Below are 16,943 nucleotides of genomic sequence, written 5' to 3'. Positions count from 1 at the left end.
GGTTCGCTGTAGCCGGACCTGTTCGCGGTTGCCGGGCATTTTCCGGGTAACCCGCAGCATGCCCGGGTAGCCTGGAAAATTCCGGGTTACCTGAAAAAAGCCTGCCAACCGGGAAAAACGTTGATTATACCGTCCGCGCCGGCCCATTCGACCGGTCTTGCGGCGTGCGGCCCGATCCCGTGGCCGGGACAGGCCCGCCGGCTCCGCTCAGCGGTTGGCCGGCACGGCGGGCGCCGCCGCGGAACCGCCCGCCTGCGGCGGCACGTCGGTCACGAAGCCGATCCGCGTGAGGCCGGCGGCCTGCGCGGCGCCCATCACCTGCGCGATCACGTCGTAGCGGGTCGCACGCGACGCGCGCAGCCGCAACTCGGGCGGCGCGCCGCCCGCGGCGGCGGCCCGGAAGCGCGCGGGCAGCGCATCGAGCGCGACCGGTGAGTCGTCCCAGTACAGCTTGCCCGCGTCGTCGATCGACAAGGTGACGGATTGCGGCGTGTCGCGTGCGACGCTGGCCGCGACTTTCGGCAAGTCGAGCCGGATCGCGTGCGTCATCAGCGGCGCGGTGATGATGAAGATGACGAGCAGCACCAGCATCACGTCGATCAGCGGAGTCATGTTGATCTCCGCCATCGGCGCGGACGTCTTGTGGTGCTCGAGTCCGCCGAATGCCATGGTCGCTCCTCCGGAATGGGCGCGTCAGGCTTCCTGCGCGCACACGAACACGTGCAGGTCGCGCGCGAAGCCGTCGAGTTCCTCGGCGAGCTGCCGCACGAGCCGCCCGAGGATGTTGTAGGCCAGCACCGCGGGAATCGCGACGACGAGCCCGAACGCGGTCATGATCAGCGCCTCGCCGACCGGCCCTGCGACGTTCTCGATCTGCGCCTGCCCGCTCGCGGCGATGCTGCCGAGCGCGTGATAGATGCCCCACACGGTGCCGAGCAGCCCGACGAACGGTGCGGTGCTGCCGATCGACGCGAGCAGCACCTGGCCGAATTCGAGGCGCCGCTGCGAGCGCAGCATCGCGTGCCGCAACGCGCGCAGCACGCGTTCGCCGCGCTCGACGCGCGCGGCCAGGGCAGCCGGGTCGTGGTCGTCAGCCGCATCGCGCGCGGCTTCGGCGAGCGGCACGAACACGCGCTCGCGATCGGCGCCGGCGAGCGCGGCGATGCCCGCGTCGAGCGACGGCGCGCGCCAGAACGCGGCGAGCGCGCGCGGCCCCTGCCGCTTCGCGCGAACCAGGAGCCAGGCTTTCATGAGGAGGAAGCACCAGCTGGCGACGGACATCGCCAGCAGCACATAGGCGACGGCATGCGTGATCGCATCGCCGCTTTCGAGGTAGTGGACAACGCCGGTGGGTATCGCCATCGGAGTTTCCCCGTGGTGTCAGCGCAGGCCGAGCACGTCCTGCATGTCGAACAGGCCGGCGCCGCGCGCCGACAGGAAGTGGACCGCGCGCAGCGCGCCCTGCGCGTACGACACGCGGCTCGACGACTTGTGCGTGATCTCGATGCGCTCGCCGATCCCGGCGAACAGCACGGTGTGATCGCCGACGATGTCGCCGCCGCGCACCGCGGCAAAGCCGATCGACGACGGATCGCGCTCGCCCGTCACGCCGTGGCGGCCGTACACCGCGCAATCATCGAGCGAGCGCCCGAGCGCGCCGGCGACGGCTTCGCCCATCATCAGCGCGGTGCCCGACGGCGCGTCGACCTTGTGGCGGTGATGCGCCTCGATGATCTCGATGTCGTAGCCATGCGAGAAATGCTTCGCCGCGAATTCGAGCAGCTTCAGCGTGACGTTCACGCCGACGCTCATGTTCGCCGCGAACACGATGCCGATCTTGCCCGCCGCCGCTTGCAACTCGGCCTTCTGCTCGGCGGTGAAGCCGGTCGTGCCGATCACGAGCTTCACGTCGTGGCGCAGCGCGGCCTCGATATGGGCCATCGTGCCTTCCGGACGCGTGAAATCGATCAGGGTGTCGGCCTGCGCGAACACGGCGTCGAGGTCGGCGGTGAGCTTGACCCCGGTTTCCTTGCCGAGGAACGCGCCGGCGTCCTGGCCGAGGAACGGCGAATCGGCGCGGTCGAGCGCGCCGACGAGCTGCGCGTCGGCATCGTTGAGAACGGCTTCGATCAGCATCCGGCCCATTCGGCCCGATGCCCCGGCAATCGCAATCTTCATGGCTTTCTACACGACAGGTATAAAAGCGGGCGGCGCATGCCGCCCTGTTTCCGCACGCCGGCTGCTTACTGCGCCGGCGCGGTGAGCGGCTGGTTCTGCAGGTTGTCCGAGCCTTGCGGGCCGACCGGCGGTGCAGCCTCGTTCGACGCGTTCGGCTGCGGCGGCCGATGGAACTGGAACTGCGGCTGGATCGCCGGCGCGGCGCCCGGCGGCTGGCCGCCCGGCACCGGCGCGCCGGCCGAGGCTTTCGCGGCCGGCGTGAACCGGCGCGAACCCGAACCCTGCCCCGACACCTGGTTGGTCGCGCGGTTCGCCGCGCGGGCGGCCTGCGCGTTCGCATCCTGGTCGACCACCGCAGCGGACGCCGGCACGGTGGACGGGCTGGCGACAGCGTCCGGCGCCGGCGCGCTCGCGGCCGCTTGCGCGGCGCTCGCGGCGGCGGCAGCCTCGGCGGCCTTCTTCGCCGCTGCGGCCGCCTTCGCCTTCTTGCCACCGCGGTCGCCGTCGATATCGGCCAGCAGGTCGAGTTCCGAAGGCAGGTTGTCCGCCCCCGTCCAGCTCGCCAGGCGATCGCCCGAGAACGTCACGACGAGATCGCGCTGCTGGACGACTGCCGTCGAGCCGCGCTTGAAGTAAAAGAGGTAGTCCCAACGGTCGGCGTGGAACATGTCGGCCAGCAACGGGGTGCCGAGCAACGCGCGCACCTGCTCGCGCGACATGCCGACCTGCAGCTGCGCGGCCTTCTCCTGCGACACGAAGTTGCCTTGCACGACGGTGATCCGGTAGGGGGTGATGCTCTGCGCGATGCGCTGCGTCACGCTGTCGTACGACGAACAACCAGCCAGCGCGGCAACGGCGGCGGCAGCGATGATGACACTCCGCATGCGGCTCCTCTGAAAGTGCGAAAGAGATTCTGGAATCATTTCCCTCACCGTGCAGGCCCGTGTGCAGGCCGCGCGTGTTTCTGGAACGGCGAAAAGCCGGTAACATTGAAGCCCTGCATTGTACTCTAGGGATGCCTAGCCATGACCAATCCGACGGATCTCAAGAATATCGGGCTAAAGGCCACCCTACCGCGCCTCAAGATTCTCGAGATCTTCCAGCAAAGCCCGGTGCGCCACCTGACGGCAGAAGACGTCTACCGGAACCTGCTCAACGAGCAGCTCGACATCGGGCTGGCCACCGTCTATCGCGTGCTGACGCAGTTCGAGCAGGCCGGCCTGCTCACGCGCAGCAACTTCGAATCCGGCAAGGCCGTGTTCGAACTGAACGAAGGCTCGCACCACGATCACCTCGTGTGCCTCGATTGCGGCCGTGTCGAGGAATTCTTCGACGCCGAGATCGAAGGCCGCCAGCAGGCGATCGCGAAGGAGCGCGGCTTCCGGCTCCAGGAGCACTCGCTCGCGATGTACGGTTCGTGCACGACCGAGAACTGCCCGCACCGCAAGCACTGATTCGCGCGCCTCCCGCACGCAGCACGGCCCGGCCGGCATCTTGCCGCCCGGGCCGTGTTCTTTTCGGGATAACGGCGACGCGCCGCCGCGTGGGTCGTGTGCCCCAGGCTTTCGGCAACCCTTCGACACGCCCGCCCGGGCGGCCGTCAGGCAGCCGGAGCCGGGCGTTGCCCTTGCGTCAGGCTGCGCAGGCCGGCTCGAACTCGAGCGCCCACGCACGCTCGAGCGGGATTTCGTCGCAGTTCGGCTGCGGCCCGCCGCGATCGACGATCACGAAATCGCTGACCGCGTCGAGCGCGAGCAGCGGATGGTGCCAGACGCCCTTCGCATAATTCACGCCCTGCCACCCTTCCGCGAGGAACGCGCGCATCGCGTCCGGCCGGAATTCGCCCGCGGGCGCGACGACGATCGCGTAGCGCGACACGGCCGCGAGCGGGATGAATGCCTGGCTGCCGTGCGGATGGCGCTCCATCAGCGTGACCGCGACCGGCAGCGCGCGCGGCTGCGCGCGGAACACGCTGACGAGCGGGCGGCCGCCGTCCGCGCACACGTCGATCGTCGCGAGATCGTGGAAGCGCTCGGTCGTGCCGCCGTTGATCGGAAAATGCCGCGCGCCTTCGAGCGCGATCACGTCGCCGAACGGCGCGAACGCTTCGCGCGTCAGGCGCTCGACGCGCAGGATCCGGGATTCGCTCATGCCGTTGCCCTCCTTCAAGCCGGCTCGCCCCACAGACGCAGGCGCGACACGCCGCCGTCCGGGAAGATGTTGAAACGCACGTGCGTGACGGGGCCGAGCGCGGCAAGCTGGTCGAACGTGTGGACGTGGTCCATCTGCAGCTTCTGCTCGACGAGCAGTTCGGCCCAGAACATCGCCTGCGTGACGAGCGAATCGTCGGTGCCGCCCGCGACCCGCGCGGCCTGCAGCGAGCAGCGGTCGGGGAAATTGCCCTTGAAGAACGCGGTATCGACCTCGACGCGCCGGATGATGCCCGGCCGCGCGAGCGCGACGATCGCCCAGTCGTTGCCGGGCTCGCGGCGCCGCCGCGTTTCCCAGCCGTCGCCCATGTTCACGCCGCGCCCCGGCATCAGCATCTGCGACGCCGGGCCGAAGTGCTGGTTGTTCGCGGCCACCAGGTAGCCGCCGTTCTCGATCGCCGCGAGATCGACGAGCTCGCCGGCCGGCACCTGGCGCCAGTCGCGCTGCGGCTGGCCGTACACGCGCAGCCGCGCGAGGCCGCCGTCCGGGTACAGGTTCACGCGCAGGTGCGTATAGGGCTGCGCATCGTCGACACTCACGTAGTGATGCGAATTGCCCTGCAGCGTCGTCGCCGGGACGATCGGGTGCCATTCGGCGTCATCAGGCGGCGTGTCGCCTTCGGCGACGCACGCGTCGATCGACGCGGCCGGCGGGAAGTTGCCGGTGAAGTGGCTCGTATCGAGGTCGACGCCGTGGATCACGCCCGGCCGCGCGAGCCGCACCACGCAGAAGTCGTGGCCGGTCGTGCGCTTGCGGCGCGTTTCCCAGCCGTCCATCCACTTGCCGTGGTCGTCGTACTTGCCGGGGATGAACACGGCAGGCTCGGGATTCAGCATGCGCTCCTTCGGCGCGAAGAATTCGTCGCTGGCAAAGAGCGCCTGCGCCCCGAGACGCGGGTCGGCGAGGTTCATGTAACGCCGCGTGAAGGCCGGCGCATTCGGATCGAGGATGGGGGCTGCCATGTCGTCTCCTGATGTTGGATGGCGTGCCGGCGCATCGAGGCGCCGGCCGCATGAATTCGGGTGCGCGGGACGACCAGGGGAAGCCGCCCCGCGCGGGGGTGCGCTCAGAGCGCGTGAGCCTGGTCGCCGGCGACCGGCGCCGCGCGGCCTTCCTCTTCGGCCGGCACGTAGCGCAGCTCGCGATTCAGCACGCGGGTCGCGCGGGCACGATCGATGTCGTTCTCCCACACCGCGACGACCACCGTCGCGACGCAGTTGCCGATCAGGTTGGTCAGCGCGCGGGCGATGCCGACGAACCAGTCGACCGGCAGGATCAGCACGAGGCCGAGCACCGGAATCGCCGGGATCGCCGACAGCGTCGCCGCGAGGATCACGATCGCCGAGCCCGGGATCCCGTGCGCGCCCTTCGACGTGACGAGCGACACGAGCAGCACGACGATCAGGTCATGCGTCGACAGCGGCGTGTTGGTGGCCTGCGCGATGAACAGCACCGCGAGCGTCAGGTAGATCGAGAAGCCGTCGAGGTTGAACGAATAGCCGGTCGGGATCACGAGGCCGACCGTCGAATCCTTCACGCCCATGTATTCGAGCTTGCGCATCACCTGCGGCAGCACCGCGTCCGACGACGCCGTGCCGAGCACGATCGACAGTTCCTCGCGCAGGTAGCGGATCAGCTTGAACACCGAGAAGCCCGCGAGCCGCATCACCGCGCCGAGCACGACCGTGACGAACACGAAGCAGCTCAGGTAGAACACCGCGACCAGGTAGCCGAGCTGCTTGAGCGACGCGACGCCGTACTTGCCGGTCGTGAACGCGATCGCGCCGAGCACGCCGAGCGGCGCGAGCTTGATGATGAAGCCGATGATCCGGAAGAACACGTGCGACAGTTCCTCGATCAGCGAGTTGACGCGCTGCGCCTTGTCGCCGAGCAGCGACAGCGCGGAGCCGAACAGCACCGCGAACACGAGAATCTGCAGGATGTCGCCCTTCGCGAACGCGTCGATCGCGGTCTCGGGGATGATCTTCATCAGGTAGCCGGCCGTGTCCTTCAGGCTTTCGGCGTTCTTCGCGTACGACGCGAGCGACGACGCGTCGAGCGAGCGCAGGTCGATGTTCATCCCGACACCCGGGCGCGTGAGCCACGCGAGCACGAGGCCGATGCCGAGCGCGAGCGTCGTCATGATCTCGAAGTAGATGACGGCCTTCAGGCCGACCCGGCCGACCTTCTTCAGGTCGCCCGCATTGGCCATCCCGCTGACCACGACGCAGAACACGATCGGCCCGATCACCATCTTGATGAGCTTCAGGAAGCCGTCGCCGAGCGGTCGCAGCGACTCGGCGAAATGCGGGAAGAACGCGCCGAGCGCGATCCCTAGAATCAATGCGACGACTACTCGGCCAAACAGCGAATTGAGGAATTTCGACACGGCGCTCTCCCGATCCAACGGTTGCAGTTTCGTCTGTTCATACTGGTAAGACCAGTGATGTTATGGTGGATAGTAGGAAGCCGATATAGTCGCGTCAAGGACGGACAAAATAGGGATTTCCCGCCCCTGCCTGCCCTGGTTTCGATGCACCGTGAGGGGCGGATCGTGGCTTTCCCGTAGGCCGGCCATGCACCGCCTGCGTGCGGATTACAATGCCGGTCAGACCGGCCCAAGTTCACATCATGAAAAACGTTCCGCATACCGTGACCGACGCCGCCATCGCGACGATCCGCGACCGGATCGAGGCAGGCGTTTATCCGGTCGGCAGCCTGCTGCCGGCCCAGCGCCAGCTCTCCGAGGAGCTGGAGATCAGCCGCGCGTCGCTGCGCGAGGCGCTGTCGACGCTCGAGGCGCTCGGGATGCTGCGCATTCGCGCCGGCAAGGGCGTGTACGTCGAAAGCGCGCAGGCCACGGCCGCGCATGCATGGCGCTTCGCCGAGCAGTCGTCGCCGCCCGACACGTACCAGATGCGCTATGCGCTCGAAGGGTTCGCCGCGCGGATGGCCGCGCACGTCGTCAGTGACGACGACATCGCGTGGTTCGAGGACAACCTCGCCGACCTGCACGTCGCGCTCACCGAAAACGCGCTCGACGACGCGTCGCAACTCGACTTCGATTTCCACATGCGGATCATCCATCTCGCCGGCAACGCGGCGATCGAATCGGTGCTGCGCAGCAGCGCGGACATCATGAAGGAAAGCCAGCGCATGCCGTTCTACCGGCGCGAGCTGCTGCTGTCGACGTGGCAGGAGCACCGCGCGATCGTCGACGCGCTGATCGCGCGCGATGCGGGCACCGCCGGCATTGCGATCGAAACGCACATCGCGAACGCCGCGCAGCGCGCGGGCATCTTCTTCCCGACACCCCGCACGTGACGGCCCGGGCGGCCGCCCGTCGCGCGCGCCGCCCGGTCTTGCCGGTCAACCTCCCGACGGATCCCGATACGCGAGCGCACGCTCGATGAACGCACGCGCCGCAACGCTGCGGTACGCGCCCTTGCGCGTGAGCAGCGCGGCCGTGCGCGCGGGCAGCGGCGGATCGATCTCCAGCGCGCACAGGTCGGCGCTCTCGCGCGCGACCGCGTCGGGCAGCACCGTCGCGAGCCGGCCGCACCGCACGAGCTCCAGCACCGCGCTGACCGTATTCGTCTCGATCGCGATCTTCGGCTGCGCGCCGTGTTCGATGAAATACCGGTCGATGCGCTCGCGCGTCGCGAACGCGCGGCTCAGCAGCACCAGCGGCTCGCCGCCGAGCTCGGCCGGCGTCAGCGCGCGACGGCGCCGCGCGAGACGATGCGTGCGGCCCGTCACGAGCGCGAGCGGCTCGTCCCACAGCGGCAGCGCGTCGATGTCCGGCGCACTCGGCGGCATGAACGCGAAGCCCGCGTCGAGCCGGTCGTCGGCGAGCAGCGCCTCGATGCGCGCCTGCGGCATCGCATCGATCGTCAGCGCGACGTTCGGATAGTCGGCATGGAACGCGTCGATCAGCGAGCCGCTCAGGTAGGCCGCGAAGGTCGGCATCATCGCGAGCCGCAGCGACCCGCTGCCGAGATCGGCGACGTCGTGCAGCGCGCGCTGACCCGCATCGAGCTCGTGCAGCGCGGCGCGCGCATGGCGCGCATAGACTTCGCCGAACTCGGTGAGCTGCACCGTGCGGCCCGAGCGGTCGAACAACGGCACGCCGAGCGTGTCCTCGAGCTGGCGCACCTGCTGCGACAGCGTCGGCTGCGACACGTGCAGCGCGTCGGCCGCGCGCGTGAAACTGCGCTGCTCGGCGACGGCCAGGAAATAGCGGATGTGGCGGAGGAGCATGGCGGCCGAGGTATTGGTTTTGCCAATGATGCGCATAACGATCCAGTCTTGGACGCTATGGCTCGATTCCCGCATCATACGCACATCCGTTCCCGTGCATGACCGCTGCCAGCGCACCGGAACGGCTCGCCCGGGCCCGCCCTGCCTCCGCCCGCCGCACGACGAACCGCCGCCCGCCCGATCCGGGCCCGGCCGCGATCCGCCCGGCGCGCATCGGCTCACCGCCGATCCGTCGACGCCGGCCCCGATTTCCGTCACCCCGCGCATCCGACGGCTCCGTGCCGCCGGCCGGCGCCGCTGTTTTTCGCGACCATGGAACCGCATCACGACACCCATCCTCCCCTGACCCGCGCCATGACGCTGCTGTTCGCCTGCGCGTGCGGCATCGTCATCGGCAACATCTATTACGCGCAGCCGCTGCTCGCCGCGATCGCGCGCAGCTTCGGGCGCGCGCCGACCGAGCTCGGCTATCTCGTCACGCTGACCCAGCTCGGCTATGCGGCGAGCCTGCTGCTGATCGTCCCGCTCGGCGACGCAGTCAACCGTCATACGCTGATCGTGCGGCTGCTGATGCTCAACGTCGTCGCGCTGGTCGCGGTCACGTTCAGCACGAACTTCACGATGTTCGTCGTCGCGAACGTCGCGGTCGGCTTCGTCACCTGTTCGACGCAGCTGCTCGTGCCGTTCGCCGCATCGCTTGCCGATGCGCGCTCGCGCGGCCGCGCGGTCGGCACCGTGATGAGCGGGCTGCTGCTCGGCATCCTGCTCGCGCGCGTCGCGGCCGGAGCGATCGCCGACGGGTTCGGCTGGCGTGCGGTGTACGGCATCGCGGCGGTGATGGTGGCGGCGCTGACCGTCGTGCTCGCCGTGAAGCTGCCGAAGGATCGCCGCAATGCGCGCCTCGACTATGCGGCGCTGATGAAGTCGCTCGTCGCGCTGGTGCGCGCACAACCGCTGATCGCGCTGCGCTCGACCTACGGCGCGCTCGTGTTCGCGTGCTTCAGCCTGCTGTGGACAGGCCTCACGTTCCTGCTCAGCCAGCCGCCGTACAGCTATTCCGAAGGGCAGATCGGCCTGTTCGGCATCGTCGGCGCAGTCGGTGCGCTCGCGGCGACGTCAGCCGGCCGGCTCGTCGATCGCGGGCACGGCAACGCGGCAACGGGGCTGTTCGCGGCGGCCGTGCTCGCGTCGTTCGCACTGATCGCTGCCGGCGCGCACTCGCTCGCGGCGCTGATCGCAGGCATCCTGCTGCTCGACGTCGGCGTGCAGGGCATGCACATCTCGAACCAGAGCGTGATCTATGCGCTGGCCGGCAACGCGCGCAGCCGCGTGACGACGATCTACCTGACGAGCTACTTCATCGGCGGCGCATTCGGGTCGTTCGCGGCGAGCGTCGCGTACGGCATCGACGGCTGGCGCGGCGTGTGCATCGCGGGCGCGGCGCTTGCCGGCGTGCTGATCGCGCTGTGGCTCGCATCGCAGCGCGTCGGCGTGCGGCAGGTCACGCAGTAATGCAGTAGCGCGTTTCCGCAGCACGACGAAAAAAGGCACGCCGCGCAAATCGCGGGCGTGCCTTCTTTTGACGACGTCGATAGCGTCCGTCGCGCACTAGCGCGTGATCGTCACGCGGCCTCGTCCGCGAAGTCGATCAGCACCTTCATCGCGCGCTGCCGGTCGCCGGCCAGTTCGAACGCGAGGTTCGCGTCGCGCATCGGGAACACGCGCGTGACGGCCGGCCGCAGGTCGACGCGCCCCGCGTTGATCAACTGCACCGCGAGCGCGAATTCCGCATGAAAACGGAACGACCCGCAGATCGACAGCTCCTTCGCGACCACGACGTTCTGCGGCAGGCTGACATCGCCGCCGAGCCCGAGCTGCACGACGACCCCACGTGGACGCATCACGTCCAGCCCGTCACGCAGCGCGCGTGCATTGCCCGAACACTCGATCATCACGTCGAACGTGCCCTTGTCGGCGCCGTAGCGCTCGACCCAGCCGGCATCGACCACCGCATTGATCGTGCGGTCGGCGCCGAGCGCGCTCGCCACGGCCAGCGGCGCCTCGACGACGTCGGTCGCGACGATCTCCGCCGCGCCGTGCACGCGCGCCGCCGCCACCGCCAGCACGCCGATCGGCCCGCAGCCCGACACCAGCACGCGCTTGCCGATCAGCGGGCCCGCACGCGACACCGCATGCAGCCCGACCGCGAACGGTTCGGCGAGCGCCGCGAGCGACAGCGGCACGTGATCGGCGACCTTCACGCACTGCACCGCGTCGCACACGAGCGCATTGCGGAACGCGCCCTGCACGTGCGGCATCCGCATCGCGCTGCCGTAGAAGCGCATGTCGAGACACTGGTTCGGCAGCCCTTCGAGGCAATAGCGGCACGCGCCGCACGGCCGGCTCGGATTGACCGCGACGCGATCGCCGACCTTCACCGACGTCACGTCCGGCGCGACTTCCGCGACCGTGCCGGCCACCTCGTGGCCAAGCACCATCGGCTGCTGCAGCCGAATCGCGCCGAAGCCGCCGTGCCGGAAGTAATGGAGATCGGAGCCGCAGATGCCGCCCATCGCGACATCGACGCGCACCTGGCCCGGGCCGATCTCGCCCGCGTCCTGCTCTTCGACCCGCAGGTCGTTCGGCCCGTGGATCACGACACACATGCAACGCATACGCATGACAGCCTCCTCAGACGACCGGCGTGACCAGCGGCTCGCCGGCGAAGTGCGCGGCAAGGTTGTCGCGCACGAGCCAGCCCATCGCCTGGCGCGTCTCGATCGTGCCGCTCGCATGGTGCGGCTGCAGCAGCACGTTCGGCAACGCGAGGAAACGCGGGTCGATGCGCGGCTCGTTCCAGAACACGTCGAGCGCCGCGCCGGCGATCGCGTTGCGCTCGAGCGCGTCGAGCAGCGCCGGTTCGTCGACGGTCGTGCCGCGCGACACGTTCACCAGATAGCCGTGCGGCCCGAGCGCGTCGAGCACGGCCGCATCGACGAGGTGGCGCGTCGTCGGTCCGCCCGCGAGCGTGACGATCAGCAGGTCGCACCAGCCGGCCAGCTCGGCGAGGTCGCCGAAGAAGCGGTGCGGACTGTCCGCGCGCGGCGCGACGTCGAAGTAGCCGAGCTCGACGTCGAAGCCCGACAGCCGGCGCGCAATCGTCGTGCCGATCCGGCCGAAGCCGACCACGCCGACGCGCTTGCCATACAGCCGCGTGACGAGCGGCATGTCGCCGTCGCGCCACGCGCCGGAACGCACATACGCGTCGCCCGCGCCGATGCGGCGCATCATCGCGAGCGCGAGCCCGACGCCGAGATCGGCCACGTCGCCGGTCAGCACGTCGGGCGTGTTGGTCACGCGAATGCCGCGCTCACGCGCGGCGGCGAGATCGATCGCATCGGTGCCGACGCCGTAGCAGGAGATGATCTCGAGCTTCGGCAACGCGGCGATCAGTGCGGCATTCGCACCGAGATCGCCGCGCGTCGCGATCGCGCGCACGCCGGCGCCGTGTTCGGCGAGAAACGCCGTGCGATCGGCGGCCTCCCACAGCCGGTGGACGTCATAGCCTGCCGACAGCCATGCGTCGTCCCACGGCTGGTAAGGGCCCGTCATCAGCAGCTCGGGCCGCTGGGTCGATTCGTGCGCCATCTGCGCTTGCTCCTGTCGAGATAAGTGGAATGCGAAAGCGTGCCGGGCCGCGTCAGCCGCCCGGCCCGTTCATGCGTGCCGCGCGAGCGGATCGGCGTCCGGTGCCGGCGCCGCCTGCGCCGCGTCGAGCGGATCGTCGAGATCGCGGTTCAAGGTTTCCGGCATCCGCGACGTCGTGAACAGCGTGATCAGCGTCAGCAGCGCCAGGTACGCGGCGATCGGCATCCACGCGCGCACGCCGGCCGCATGGTCGCCGCCGTGCAGCGCGATCACGGTCGCGATGATCGTCGCGCCGACGAGCGGCGCGATCCCGCCCGCGAGCACCGCCGACACTTCACGCGAGAACGACACGCCCATGTAGCGATGGCGCGCGCCGAACAGTTCGGGCAGCAGCGCGGCCTGCGCGCCGAGCATCCCCCAGTTCGCGAAGCCCTGCGCGACCGAGATTGCGATCACGCTCGCGACCACGTTGCCGTGGCTGAAGATCCACCACACCGGGAATGCGAGCGCGAGCTGCAGCCACGCGAACGTGCGATACACGCGCACGCGGCCGAAACGGTCGCTGAGCCAGCCGGCCAGCGGCACCGTGCATGCGCCGACGGTCGCCGCGCACACCAGCGCGAGCGCACCGATCGGCCCCTTCATCCCGATCACGCCGGCGAGATAGCTGACCGCGAGCGCCTGGTAGATCGACGAGCCGCCGTTCTCGGCCATCCGCAGGCCGATGCCGATCAGCAGCGAGCGCTTCGAATGCTGCACGGCGCTCTTCAGCGGATTCGCCAGGACCTGCGCACGCTTCTCGAGCCGCACGAAGGTCGGCGACTCGTGCAGCCGCACACGCATGTAGATCCCGACTGCGACGATCACCGCGCTGAACAGGAACGGCACGCGCCAGCCCCAGCCGTCGGTCACGCGGTCGAGGTTCGCGAGCAGCAGGAAATAGACGGCCGCCGCCAGCACCGTGCCGAGCTGGATGCCGAGAAACGGCAGCGACGCATAGAAGCCGCGCTTGCCCGGCGGCGCATACTCGGTCATCAGCACCGCGGCGCCGGCCTGCTCCGCGCCGGCACCGAGGCCCTGCAGGATGCGCAGCAGGATCAGCAGCGCGGGCGCCCAGTAACCGGCCGTCGCGAAAGTCGGCAGCACGCCGATCAGCGTGCTCGCGACACCCATCAGCAGCACCGTCGCGGTCAGCACGAACTTGCGGCCGATCCGGTCGCCGAGCACACCGAACACGACGCCGCCGAGCGGGCGCACCGCGAAGCCGACGAAGTAGGTGCCGAAGCTCGCGATCAGCCGCATCTCGGCGGTCTGCGCGGGGAAGAACAACGGCCCGAACACGAGGGCCGATGCGAGCGTGTACAACGCGAAATCGTAGTATTCGAGCGCGCTGCCGAGCGAGCAGGTCCATGCCGCGCGGTTGAGCTGCTTCGTGTCGACGCCGCGGCGCTCGACGGTCTCGCCCGGCGCAGCGGACCCTGCATCGTGCCGCGCGGGCGGCGGGGAAATGCGATCCATCGTTGTCTCCTGTCTCCTGCCTTCCGTTCCGGAACCCGGCCGCGTATCGCGCGGCCGGACATCGGCCCGCTCGTGCGGCGGGCTCTTCTGGGAATTCGGATGCCGGCGCAGCCGGCGCAACGGCACGCCGCGGGCGCGCCGCCGCTCAGACGGCGCTGGTCAAGCCGCCGTCGACGAACAGCGTCTGGCCGTTCACGAAATCGGATGCGGCCGACGCGAGGAAGATCGCCGCGCCGCACAGCTCGTCGACGCGCCCCCAGCGGCCGGCCGGCGTGCGCTTGCACAGCCAGTCCGAGAACGCTGCGTCGTCGACCAGCGCGCGGTTGAGTTCGGTTTCGAAATAGCCGGGCGCGAGGCCGTTCGCCTGGATGCCGTGGCGCGCCCAGTCGGCGCACATCCCCTTCGTCAGCATCCGCACCGCGCCCTTGGTCGCCGCGTACGGCGCGATCGTCGGCCGTGCGAGCTCGCTCTGCACCGAGCAGATGTTGATGATCTTGCCGCGGCCGCGCGCGATCATGTGCCGCGCGACGGCCTGCGCGACGTTGAACACGCCGTCGAGGTTCACGCGCATCAGCGCATGCCAGTCGTCGGGTTCGAACGCGTCGAGCGGTGCGCGGCGCTGGATGCCCGCGTTGTTCACGAGGATGTCGATCGCGCCGACGCGCGCCTCGAAATCGTCGATCGCCGCGCGCACCTGCGCGTGCTCGGCGACGTCGAATACCGCGTAGTCGGCCGTGAAGCCTTCCTCGCGCAGATGCCGCACGAGCGTCGCGGCCTTCTCCTCATTGCGATCGTTGATGACGATCGCCGCCCCCGCTTCGGCCAGCCCGCGGGCGAGCGTCAGCCCGATTCCGCGTCCGGAACCGGTAATCAGTGCGCGGCGGCCGTCGAGGCGGAACCGTTCAAGCGCTCGGGTCATGCGTGTCTCCTCGTGCCAGTCGAGCCGGCGGCCCATCGCGGCCGGTCTCGCGTTGACGGTATCTTCGGCTGTCGGCCGGGCGCCGCGCCAATGGTCTTTTTTGATCCGGTTATCATGAAACTTGATCACCGCCCTCGCCTGCCCGCCGCCCATGGAACTCAAGCAATTGCGCGCCTTCGTCACGCTCGCGGAAGAGCTGCATTTCGGGCGCGCCGCGCAGCGCCTGTTCATCGTGCAGCCCGCGCTGAGCATGCAGATCAAGGCGCTCGAGGAAGAACTCGGCGCGCGCCTGTTCGAGCGCGACCGGCACAAGGTCGAACTGAGCGATACGGGGCGCGTGTTCCTGCCCGAGGCGCGCGCCACGCTGCAGCAGGCCGCGCGCGCGGAACAGATGGCGCGGCTGTCGAGCCGCGGCGAGATCGGCACGCTGCGGATCGCGTTCGTGTCGTCGGTGCTGCCCGCGCTGCTGCCGGCCGTGCTGCGCACGATGCGCGAGCGCTATCCGCTGATCACGCTCGAACTGAAGGACCTGCCGACCCCCGACCAGATCGCCGCGCTGCGCGACCGGCGGATCGATTTCGGGATGATCCGGCTGCCGGCCGCGTATGCGGGCATCGACACGCGCGTGGTGCTGGAGGAAGGTTTCGTCGTCGCGCTGCCGCTCGACCATCCGCTCGCCGCGCACGATGCGATCGCGCCGGCCGCGCTGCGCGGCCAGCCCGCGTTCGTGCTCGCGCGCCGCTACGCGCCGGGCTTTCACGACGACATGCTGCTCGCGCTGAGCCGCGCGGGCACGACGCTCGAGATCGCGCAGGAGTTCGGGGAATTCACGACGATGCTCGCGCTCGTCGCGGCGGGGATGGGGATCGGGCTGATTCCGGCGGAGGCCGCCAGCGCGTTGCCGCCGAACGTGCTCGCGCGGCCGCTCGACCTGGCCGGGCATCGCACCGGCATCGGCCTTGCGTGGACCGACCTCGACAGCCCGCTGAAGCGCGCGTTCGTCGCGGCGCTCGAGCAGGTGACGGCAATATCGAGCCATAGCGGCGGGCAATAAAAAGCCCGGCCGGAAAACCGGGCCGGGCTCGTTCGCTACGCAGGCCGCCTCGCAGCGGCCGCGCAACGTGCGGGATTACTTCGCGTTCGCAAACGCGACAGCCGTATCCAGCATGCGGTTCGAGAAACCCCACTCGTTGTCGTACCAGCTCGACACCTTCACGAGGCGGCCCGACACCTTGGTCAGCGTCGCGTCGAACGTCGACGAAGCCGGGTTGTGGTTGAAGTCGATCGACACCAGCGGTGCGTCGTTGTAGCCGAGGATGCCCTTCAGCGCGCCTTCCGAAGCTTCCTTCATGATCGCGTTGACTTCCTCGACCGTCGTGTCGCGCTTCGCGATGAACGACAGGTCGACGATCGACACGTTGATCGTCGGGACGCGGATCGCGTAACCGTCGAGCTTGCCGTTCAGTTCCGGCAGCACGAGGCCGACGGCCGAAGCAGCGCCCGTCTTCGTCGGGATCTGGCTGTGCGTGGCCGAACGCGCGCGGCGCAGGTCTTCGTGATAGACGTCCGTCAACACCTGGTCGTTCGTGTACGCGTGGATCGTCGTCATCAGGCCGGTTTCGAGGCCGATCTTGTCGTTCAGCGGCTTGACGAGCGGCGCGAGGCAGTTCGTCGTGCACGATGCGTTCGAGATGACGGTGTGCTCGGCCTTCAGCACGTCATGGTTCACGCCGTAGACGATCGTTGCGTCGACATCCTTGCCGCCCGGTGCCGAGATGATCACCTTCTTCGCGCCGCCCTTCAGGTGCGCGCTCGCCTTTTCCTTCGTCGTGAAGAAGCCCGTGCATTCCATCACGACGTCGACGCCCAGCTCGCCCCACGGCAGTTCGGCCGGGTTGCGGTTCGCCAGCACGCGGATCTTGTCGCCGTTCACGACGAGGTAGTCGCCGTCGACCGACACTTCACCCGGGAACTTGCCGTGCGCGGTGTCGTACTGGGTCAGGTGCGCGTTGGTCTTCGCATCGCCCAGATCGTTGATCGCGACGATCTCGATGTCGTGCTTCTTGCCGTTCTCGTAGAACGCGCGCAGCGTGTTGCGGCCGATGCGGCCGTAGCCGTTGATTGCGACGCGAATCGTCATGGTCTATCTCCTGATGGCTGAAAAAATTCGTTTCGTGCAGCTTCACGGTGCGACGCGCGCGAGGGGTGG

General features: G+C 69.1%; 17 protein-coding genes. 4 read left to right on the top strand and 13 right to left on the bottom strand.

The annotated features are described in order from the left end of the window. Window positions 1-207 precede the first annotated feature (207 nt). The 4 genes from CFB40_RS03155 to bamE all read right to left on the bottom strand — a co-directional run bounded on the left by CFB40_RS03155 (window position 208) and on the right by bamE (window position 3,062). Window positions 208-669 carry an ExbD/TolR family protein gene (locus tag CFB40_RS03155; protein WP_069247121.1) on the bottom strand — a complete coding sequence of 154 codons (462 nt, stop codon included), beginning with the start codon at window positions 667-669 and terminating at the stop codon, window positions 208-210. 24 nt (window positions 670-693) lie between these two features. Beyond that, window positions 694-1,362, bottom strand: coding sequence for a MotA/TolQ/ExbB proton channel family protein (locus CFB40_RS03150; RefSeq protein WP_089424480.1), 669 nt, complete (start codon window positions 1,360-1,362; stop codon window positions 694-696). A gap of 18 nt (window positions 1,363-1,380) precedes the next feature. Continuing rightward, entirely contained in the window at window positions 1,381-2,178 is a 798-nt protein-coding gene (dapB, locus tag CFB40_RS03145; protein ID WP_089424479.1) for a 4-hydroxy-tetrahydrodipicolinate reductase, read from the bottom strand. Between the two features lie 65 nt (window positions 2,179-2,243). Then, window positions 2,244-3,062: an outer membrane protein assembly factor BamE gene (bamE, locus tag CFB40_RS03140; protein ID WP_089424478.1), complete on the bottom strand. Its 819-nt coding sequence runs from the start codon at window positions 3,060-3,062 to the stop codon at window positions 2,244-2,246. A 141-nt stretch (window positions 3,063-3,203) separates the two neighbouring features. Between bamE and fur the strand changes: the two genes are divergently transcribed. After that, the gene (fur, locus tag CFB40_RS03135) at window positions 3,204-3,632 is read left to right on the top strand and encodes a ferric iron uptake transcriptional regulator (RefSeq protein WP_011350926.1); all 429 of its coding nucleotides are present in this window, start codon (window positions 3,204-3,206) and stop codon (window positions 3,630-3,632) included. Between the two features lie 178 nt (window positions 3,633-3,810). Here the strand turns inward: fur and CFB40_RS03130 are convergent, their stop codons facing one another. From CFB40_RS03130 to CFB40_RS03120, 3 genes are all read right to left on the bottom strand, one after another. Further along, a complete protein-coding gene (locus tag CFB40_RS03130) occupies window positions 3,811-4,329 on the bottom strand; it encodes an ureidoglycolate lyase (protein ID WP_069247118.1) in 519 nt (172 codons plus the stop codon). 14 nt (window positions 4,330-4,343) lie between these two features. Further along, complete coding sequence (alc, locus tag CFB40_RS03125) at window positions 4,344-5,351, bottom strand: allantoicase (RefSeq protein WP_089430598.1); 1,008 nt, start codon at window positions 5,349-5,351, stop codon at window positions 4,344-4,346. 104 nt (window positions 5,352-5,455) lie between these two features. Continuing rightward, window positions 5,456-6,778, bottom strand: a complete 1,323-nt coding sequence (locus tag CFB40_RS03120; protein ID WP_046546282.1) for a C4-dicarboxylate transporter DctA — start codon at window positions 6,776-6,778, stop codon at window positions 5,456-5,458. Window positions 6,779-6,990: 212 nt separating this feature from the next. Here CFB40_RS03120 and CFB40_RS03115 point away from each other — a divergent pair, with 212 nt between their 5' ends. Then, on the top strand, window positions 6,991-7,713 hold the full coding sequence (locus tag CFB40_RS03115; protein WP_089424476.1) for a FadR/GntR family transcriptional regulator: 723 nt from the start codon (window positions 6,991-6,993) through the stop codon (window positions 7,711-7,713). Window positions 7,714-7,758: 45 nt separating this feature from the next. Here the strand turns inward: CFB40_RS03115 and cynR are convergent, their stop codons facing one another. Continuing rightward, on the bottom strand, window positions 7,759-8,649 hold the full coding sequence (cynR, locus tag CFB40_RS03110) for a transcriptional regulator CynR (RefSeq protein ID WP_089431338.1): 891 nt from the start codon (window positions 8,647-8,649) through the stop codon (window positions 7,759-7,761). A 312-nt stretch (window positions 8,650-8,961) separates the two neighbouring features. On the opposite strand from cynR, the gene CFB40_RS03105 reads away from it, so the two are divergent. Continuing rightward, on the top strand, window positions 8,962-10,161 hold the full coding sequence (locus CFB40_RS03105; RefSeq protein WP_089430597.1) for an MFS transporter: 1,200 nt from the start codon (window positions 8,962-8,964) through the stop codon (window positions 10,159-10,161). Window positions 10,162-10,271: 110 nt separating this feature from the next. Here CFB40_RS03105 and CFB40_RS03100 read toward each other — a convergent pair whose 3' ends face one another. The 4 genes from CFB40_RS03100 to CFB40_RS03085 form a co-directional block, all read right to left on the bottom strand. After that, window positions 10,272-11,330: an L-idonate 5-dehydrogenase gene (locus CFB40_RS03100; protein WP_089424474.1), complete on the bottom strand. Its 1,059-nt coding sequence runs from the start codon at window positions 11,328-11,330 to the stop codon at window positions 10,272-10,274. A 10-nt stretch (window positions 11,331-11,340) separates the two neighbouring features. Beyond that, window positions 11,341-12,297 carry a 2-hydroxyacid dehydrogenase gene (locus tag CFB40_RS03095; protein WP_089430596.1) on the bottom strand — a complete coding sequence of 319 codons (957 nt, stop codon included), beginning with the start codon at window positions 12,295-12,297 and terminating at the stop codon, window positions 11,341-11,343. 69 nt (window positions 12,298-12,366) lie between these two features. Beyond that, the gene (locus tag CFB40_RS03090; protein ID WP_089430595.1) at window positions 12,367-13,815 is read right to left on the bottom strand and encodes an MFS transporter; all 1,449 of its coding nucleotides are present in this window, start codon (window positions 13,813-13,815) and stop codon (window positions 12,367-12,369) included. Between the two features lie 145 nt (window positions 13,816-13,960). Then, the gene (locus CFB40_RS03085) at window positions 13,961-14,734 is read right to left on the bottom strand and encodes an SDR family NAD(P)-dependent oxidoreductase (RefSeq protein WP_089431337.1); all 774 of its coding nucleotides are present in this window, start codon (window positions 14,732-14,734) and stop codon (window positions 13,961-13,963) included. 151 nt (window positions 14,735-14,885) lie between these two features. Here CFB40_RS03085 and CFB40_RS03080 point away from each other — a divergent pair, with 151 nt between their 5' ends. Further along, window positions 14,886-15,788 (top strand): LysR substrate-binding domain-containing protein, encoded by a 903-nt coding sequence (locus CFB40_RS03080; RefSeq protein WP_089430594.1) that lies wholly within the window; start codon window positions 14,886-14,888, stop codon window positions 15,786-15,788. Window positions 15,789-15,863: 75 nt separating this feature from the next. Here CFB40_RS03080 and gap read toward each other — a convergent pair whose 3' ends face one another. After that, window positions 15,864-16,874: a type I glyceraldehyde-3-phosphate dehydrogenase gene (gene gap, locus CFB40_RS03075; protein ID WP_059500962.1), complete on the bottom strand. Its 1,011-nt coding sequence runs from the start codon at window positions 16,872-16,874 to the stop codon at window positions 15,864-15,866. Window positions 16,875-16,943 lie beyond the last annotated feature (69 nt).

This window comes from Burkholderia sp. AU31652 (genome assembly GCF_002223155.1).
In the GTDB taxonomy this organism is placed as follows: domain Bacteria; phylum Pseudomonadota; class Gammaproteobacteria; order Burkholderiales; family Burkholderiaceae; genus Burkholderia.
Note: the sequence above shows the minus strand (reverse complement) of the source record. Positions and strands in the feature narration are given on the sequence as shown.

Coding starts and splice junctions, on each gene's coding strand:
- CFB40_RS03155 (WP_069247121.1), bottom strand. CDS start 669: ATGGCATTCGGCGGACTCGAGCACCACAAGACGTCCGCGCCGATGGCG.
- CFB40_RS03150 (WP_089424480.1), bottom strand. CDS start 1,362: ATGGCGATACCCACCGGCGTTGTCCACTACCTCGAAAGCGGCGATGCG.
- dapB (WP_089424479.1), bottom strand. CDS start 2,178: ATGAAGATTGCGATTGCCGGGGCATCGGGCCGAATGGGCCGGATGCTG.
- bamE (WP_089424478.1), bottom strand. CDS start 3,062: ATGCGGAGTGTCATCATCGCTGCCGCCGCCGTTGCCGCGCTGGCTGGT.
- fur (WP_011350926.1), top strand. CDS start 3,204: ATGACCAATCCGACGGATCTCAAGAATATCGGGCTAAAGGCCACCCTA.
- CFB40_RS03130 (WP_069247118.1), bottom strand. CDS start 4,329: ATGAGCGAATCCCGGATCCTGCGCGTCGAGCGCCTGACGCGCGAAGCG.
- alc (WP_089430598.1), bottom strand. CDS start 5,351: ATGGCAGCCCCCATCCTCGATCCGAATGCGCCGGCCTTCACGCGGCGT.
- CFB40_RS03115 (WP_089424476.1), top strand. CDS start 6,991: ATGCCGGTCAGACCGGCCCAAGTTCACATCATGAAAAACGTTCCGCAT.
- cynR (WP_089431338.1), bottom strand. CDS start 8,649: ATGCTCCTCCGCCACATCCGCTATTTCCTGGCCGTCGCCGAGCAGCGC.
- CFB40_RS03105 (WP_089430597.1), top strand. CDS start 8,962: ATGGAACCGCATCACGACACCCATCCTCCCCTGACCCGCGCCATGACG.
- CFB40_RS03100 (WP_089424474.1), bottom strand. CDS start 11,330: ATGCGTATGCGTTGCATGTGTGTCGTGATCCACGGGCCGAACGACCTG.
- CFB40_RS03095 (WP_089430596.1), bottom strand. CDS start 12,297: ATGGCGCACGAATCGACCCAGCGGCCCGAGCTGCTGATGACGGGCCCT.
- CFB40_RS03090 (WP_089430595.1), bottom strand. CDS start 13,815: ATGGATCGCATTTCCCCGCCGCCCGCGCGGCACGATGCAGGGTCCGCT.
- CFB40_RS03085 (WP_089431337.1), bottom strand. CDS start 14,734: ATGACCCGAGCGCTTGAACGGTTCCGCCTCGACGGCCGCCGCGCACTG.
- CFB40_RS03080 (WP_089430594.1), top strand. CDS start 14,886: ATGGAACTCAAGCAATTGCGCGCCTTCGTCACGCTCGCGGAAGAGCTG.
- gap (WP_059500962.1), bottom strand. CDS start 16,874: ATGACGATTCGCGTCGCAATCAACGGCTACGGCCGCATCGGCCGCAAC.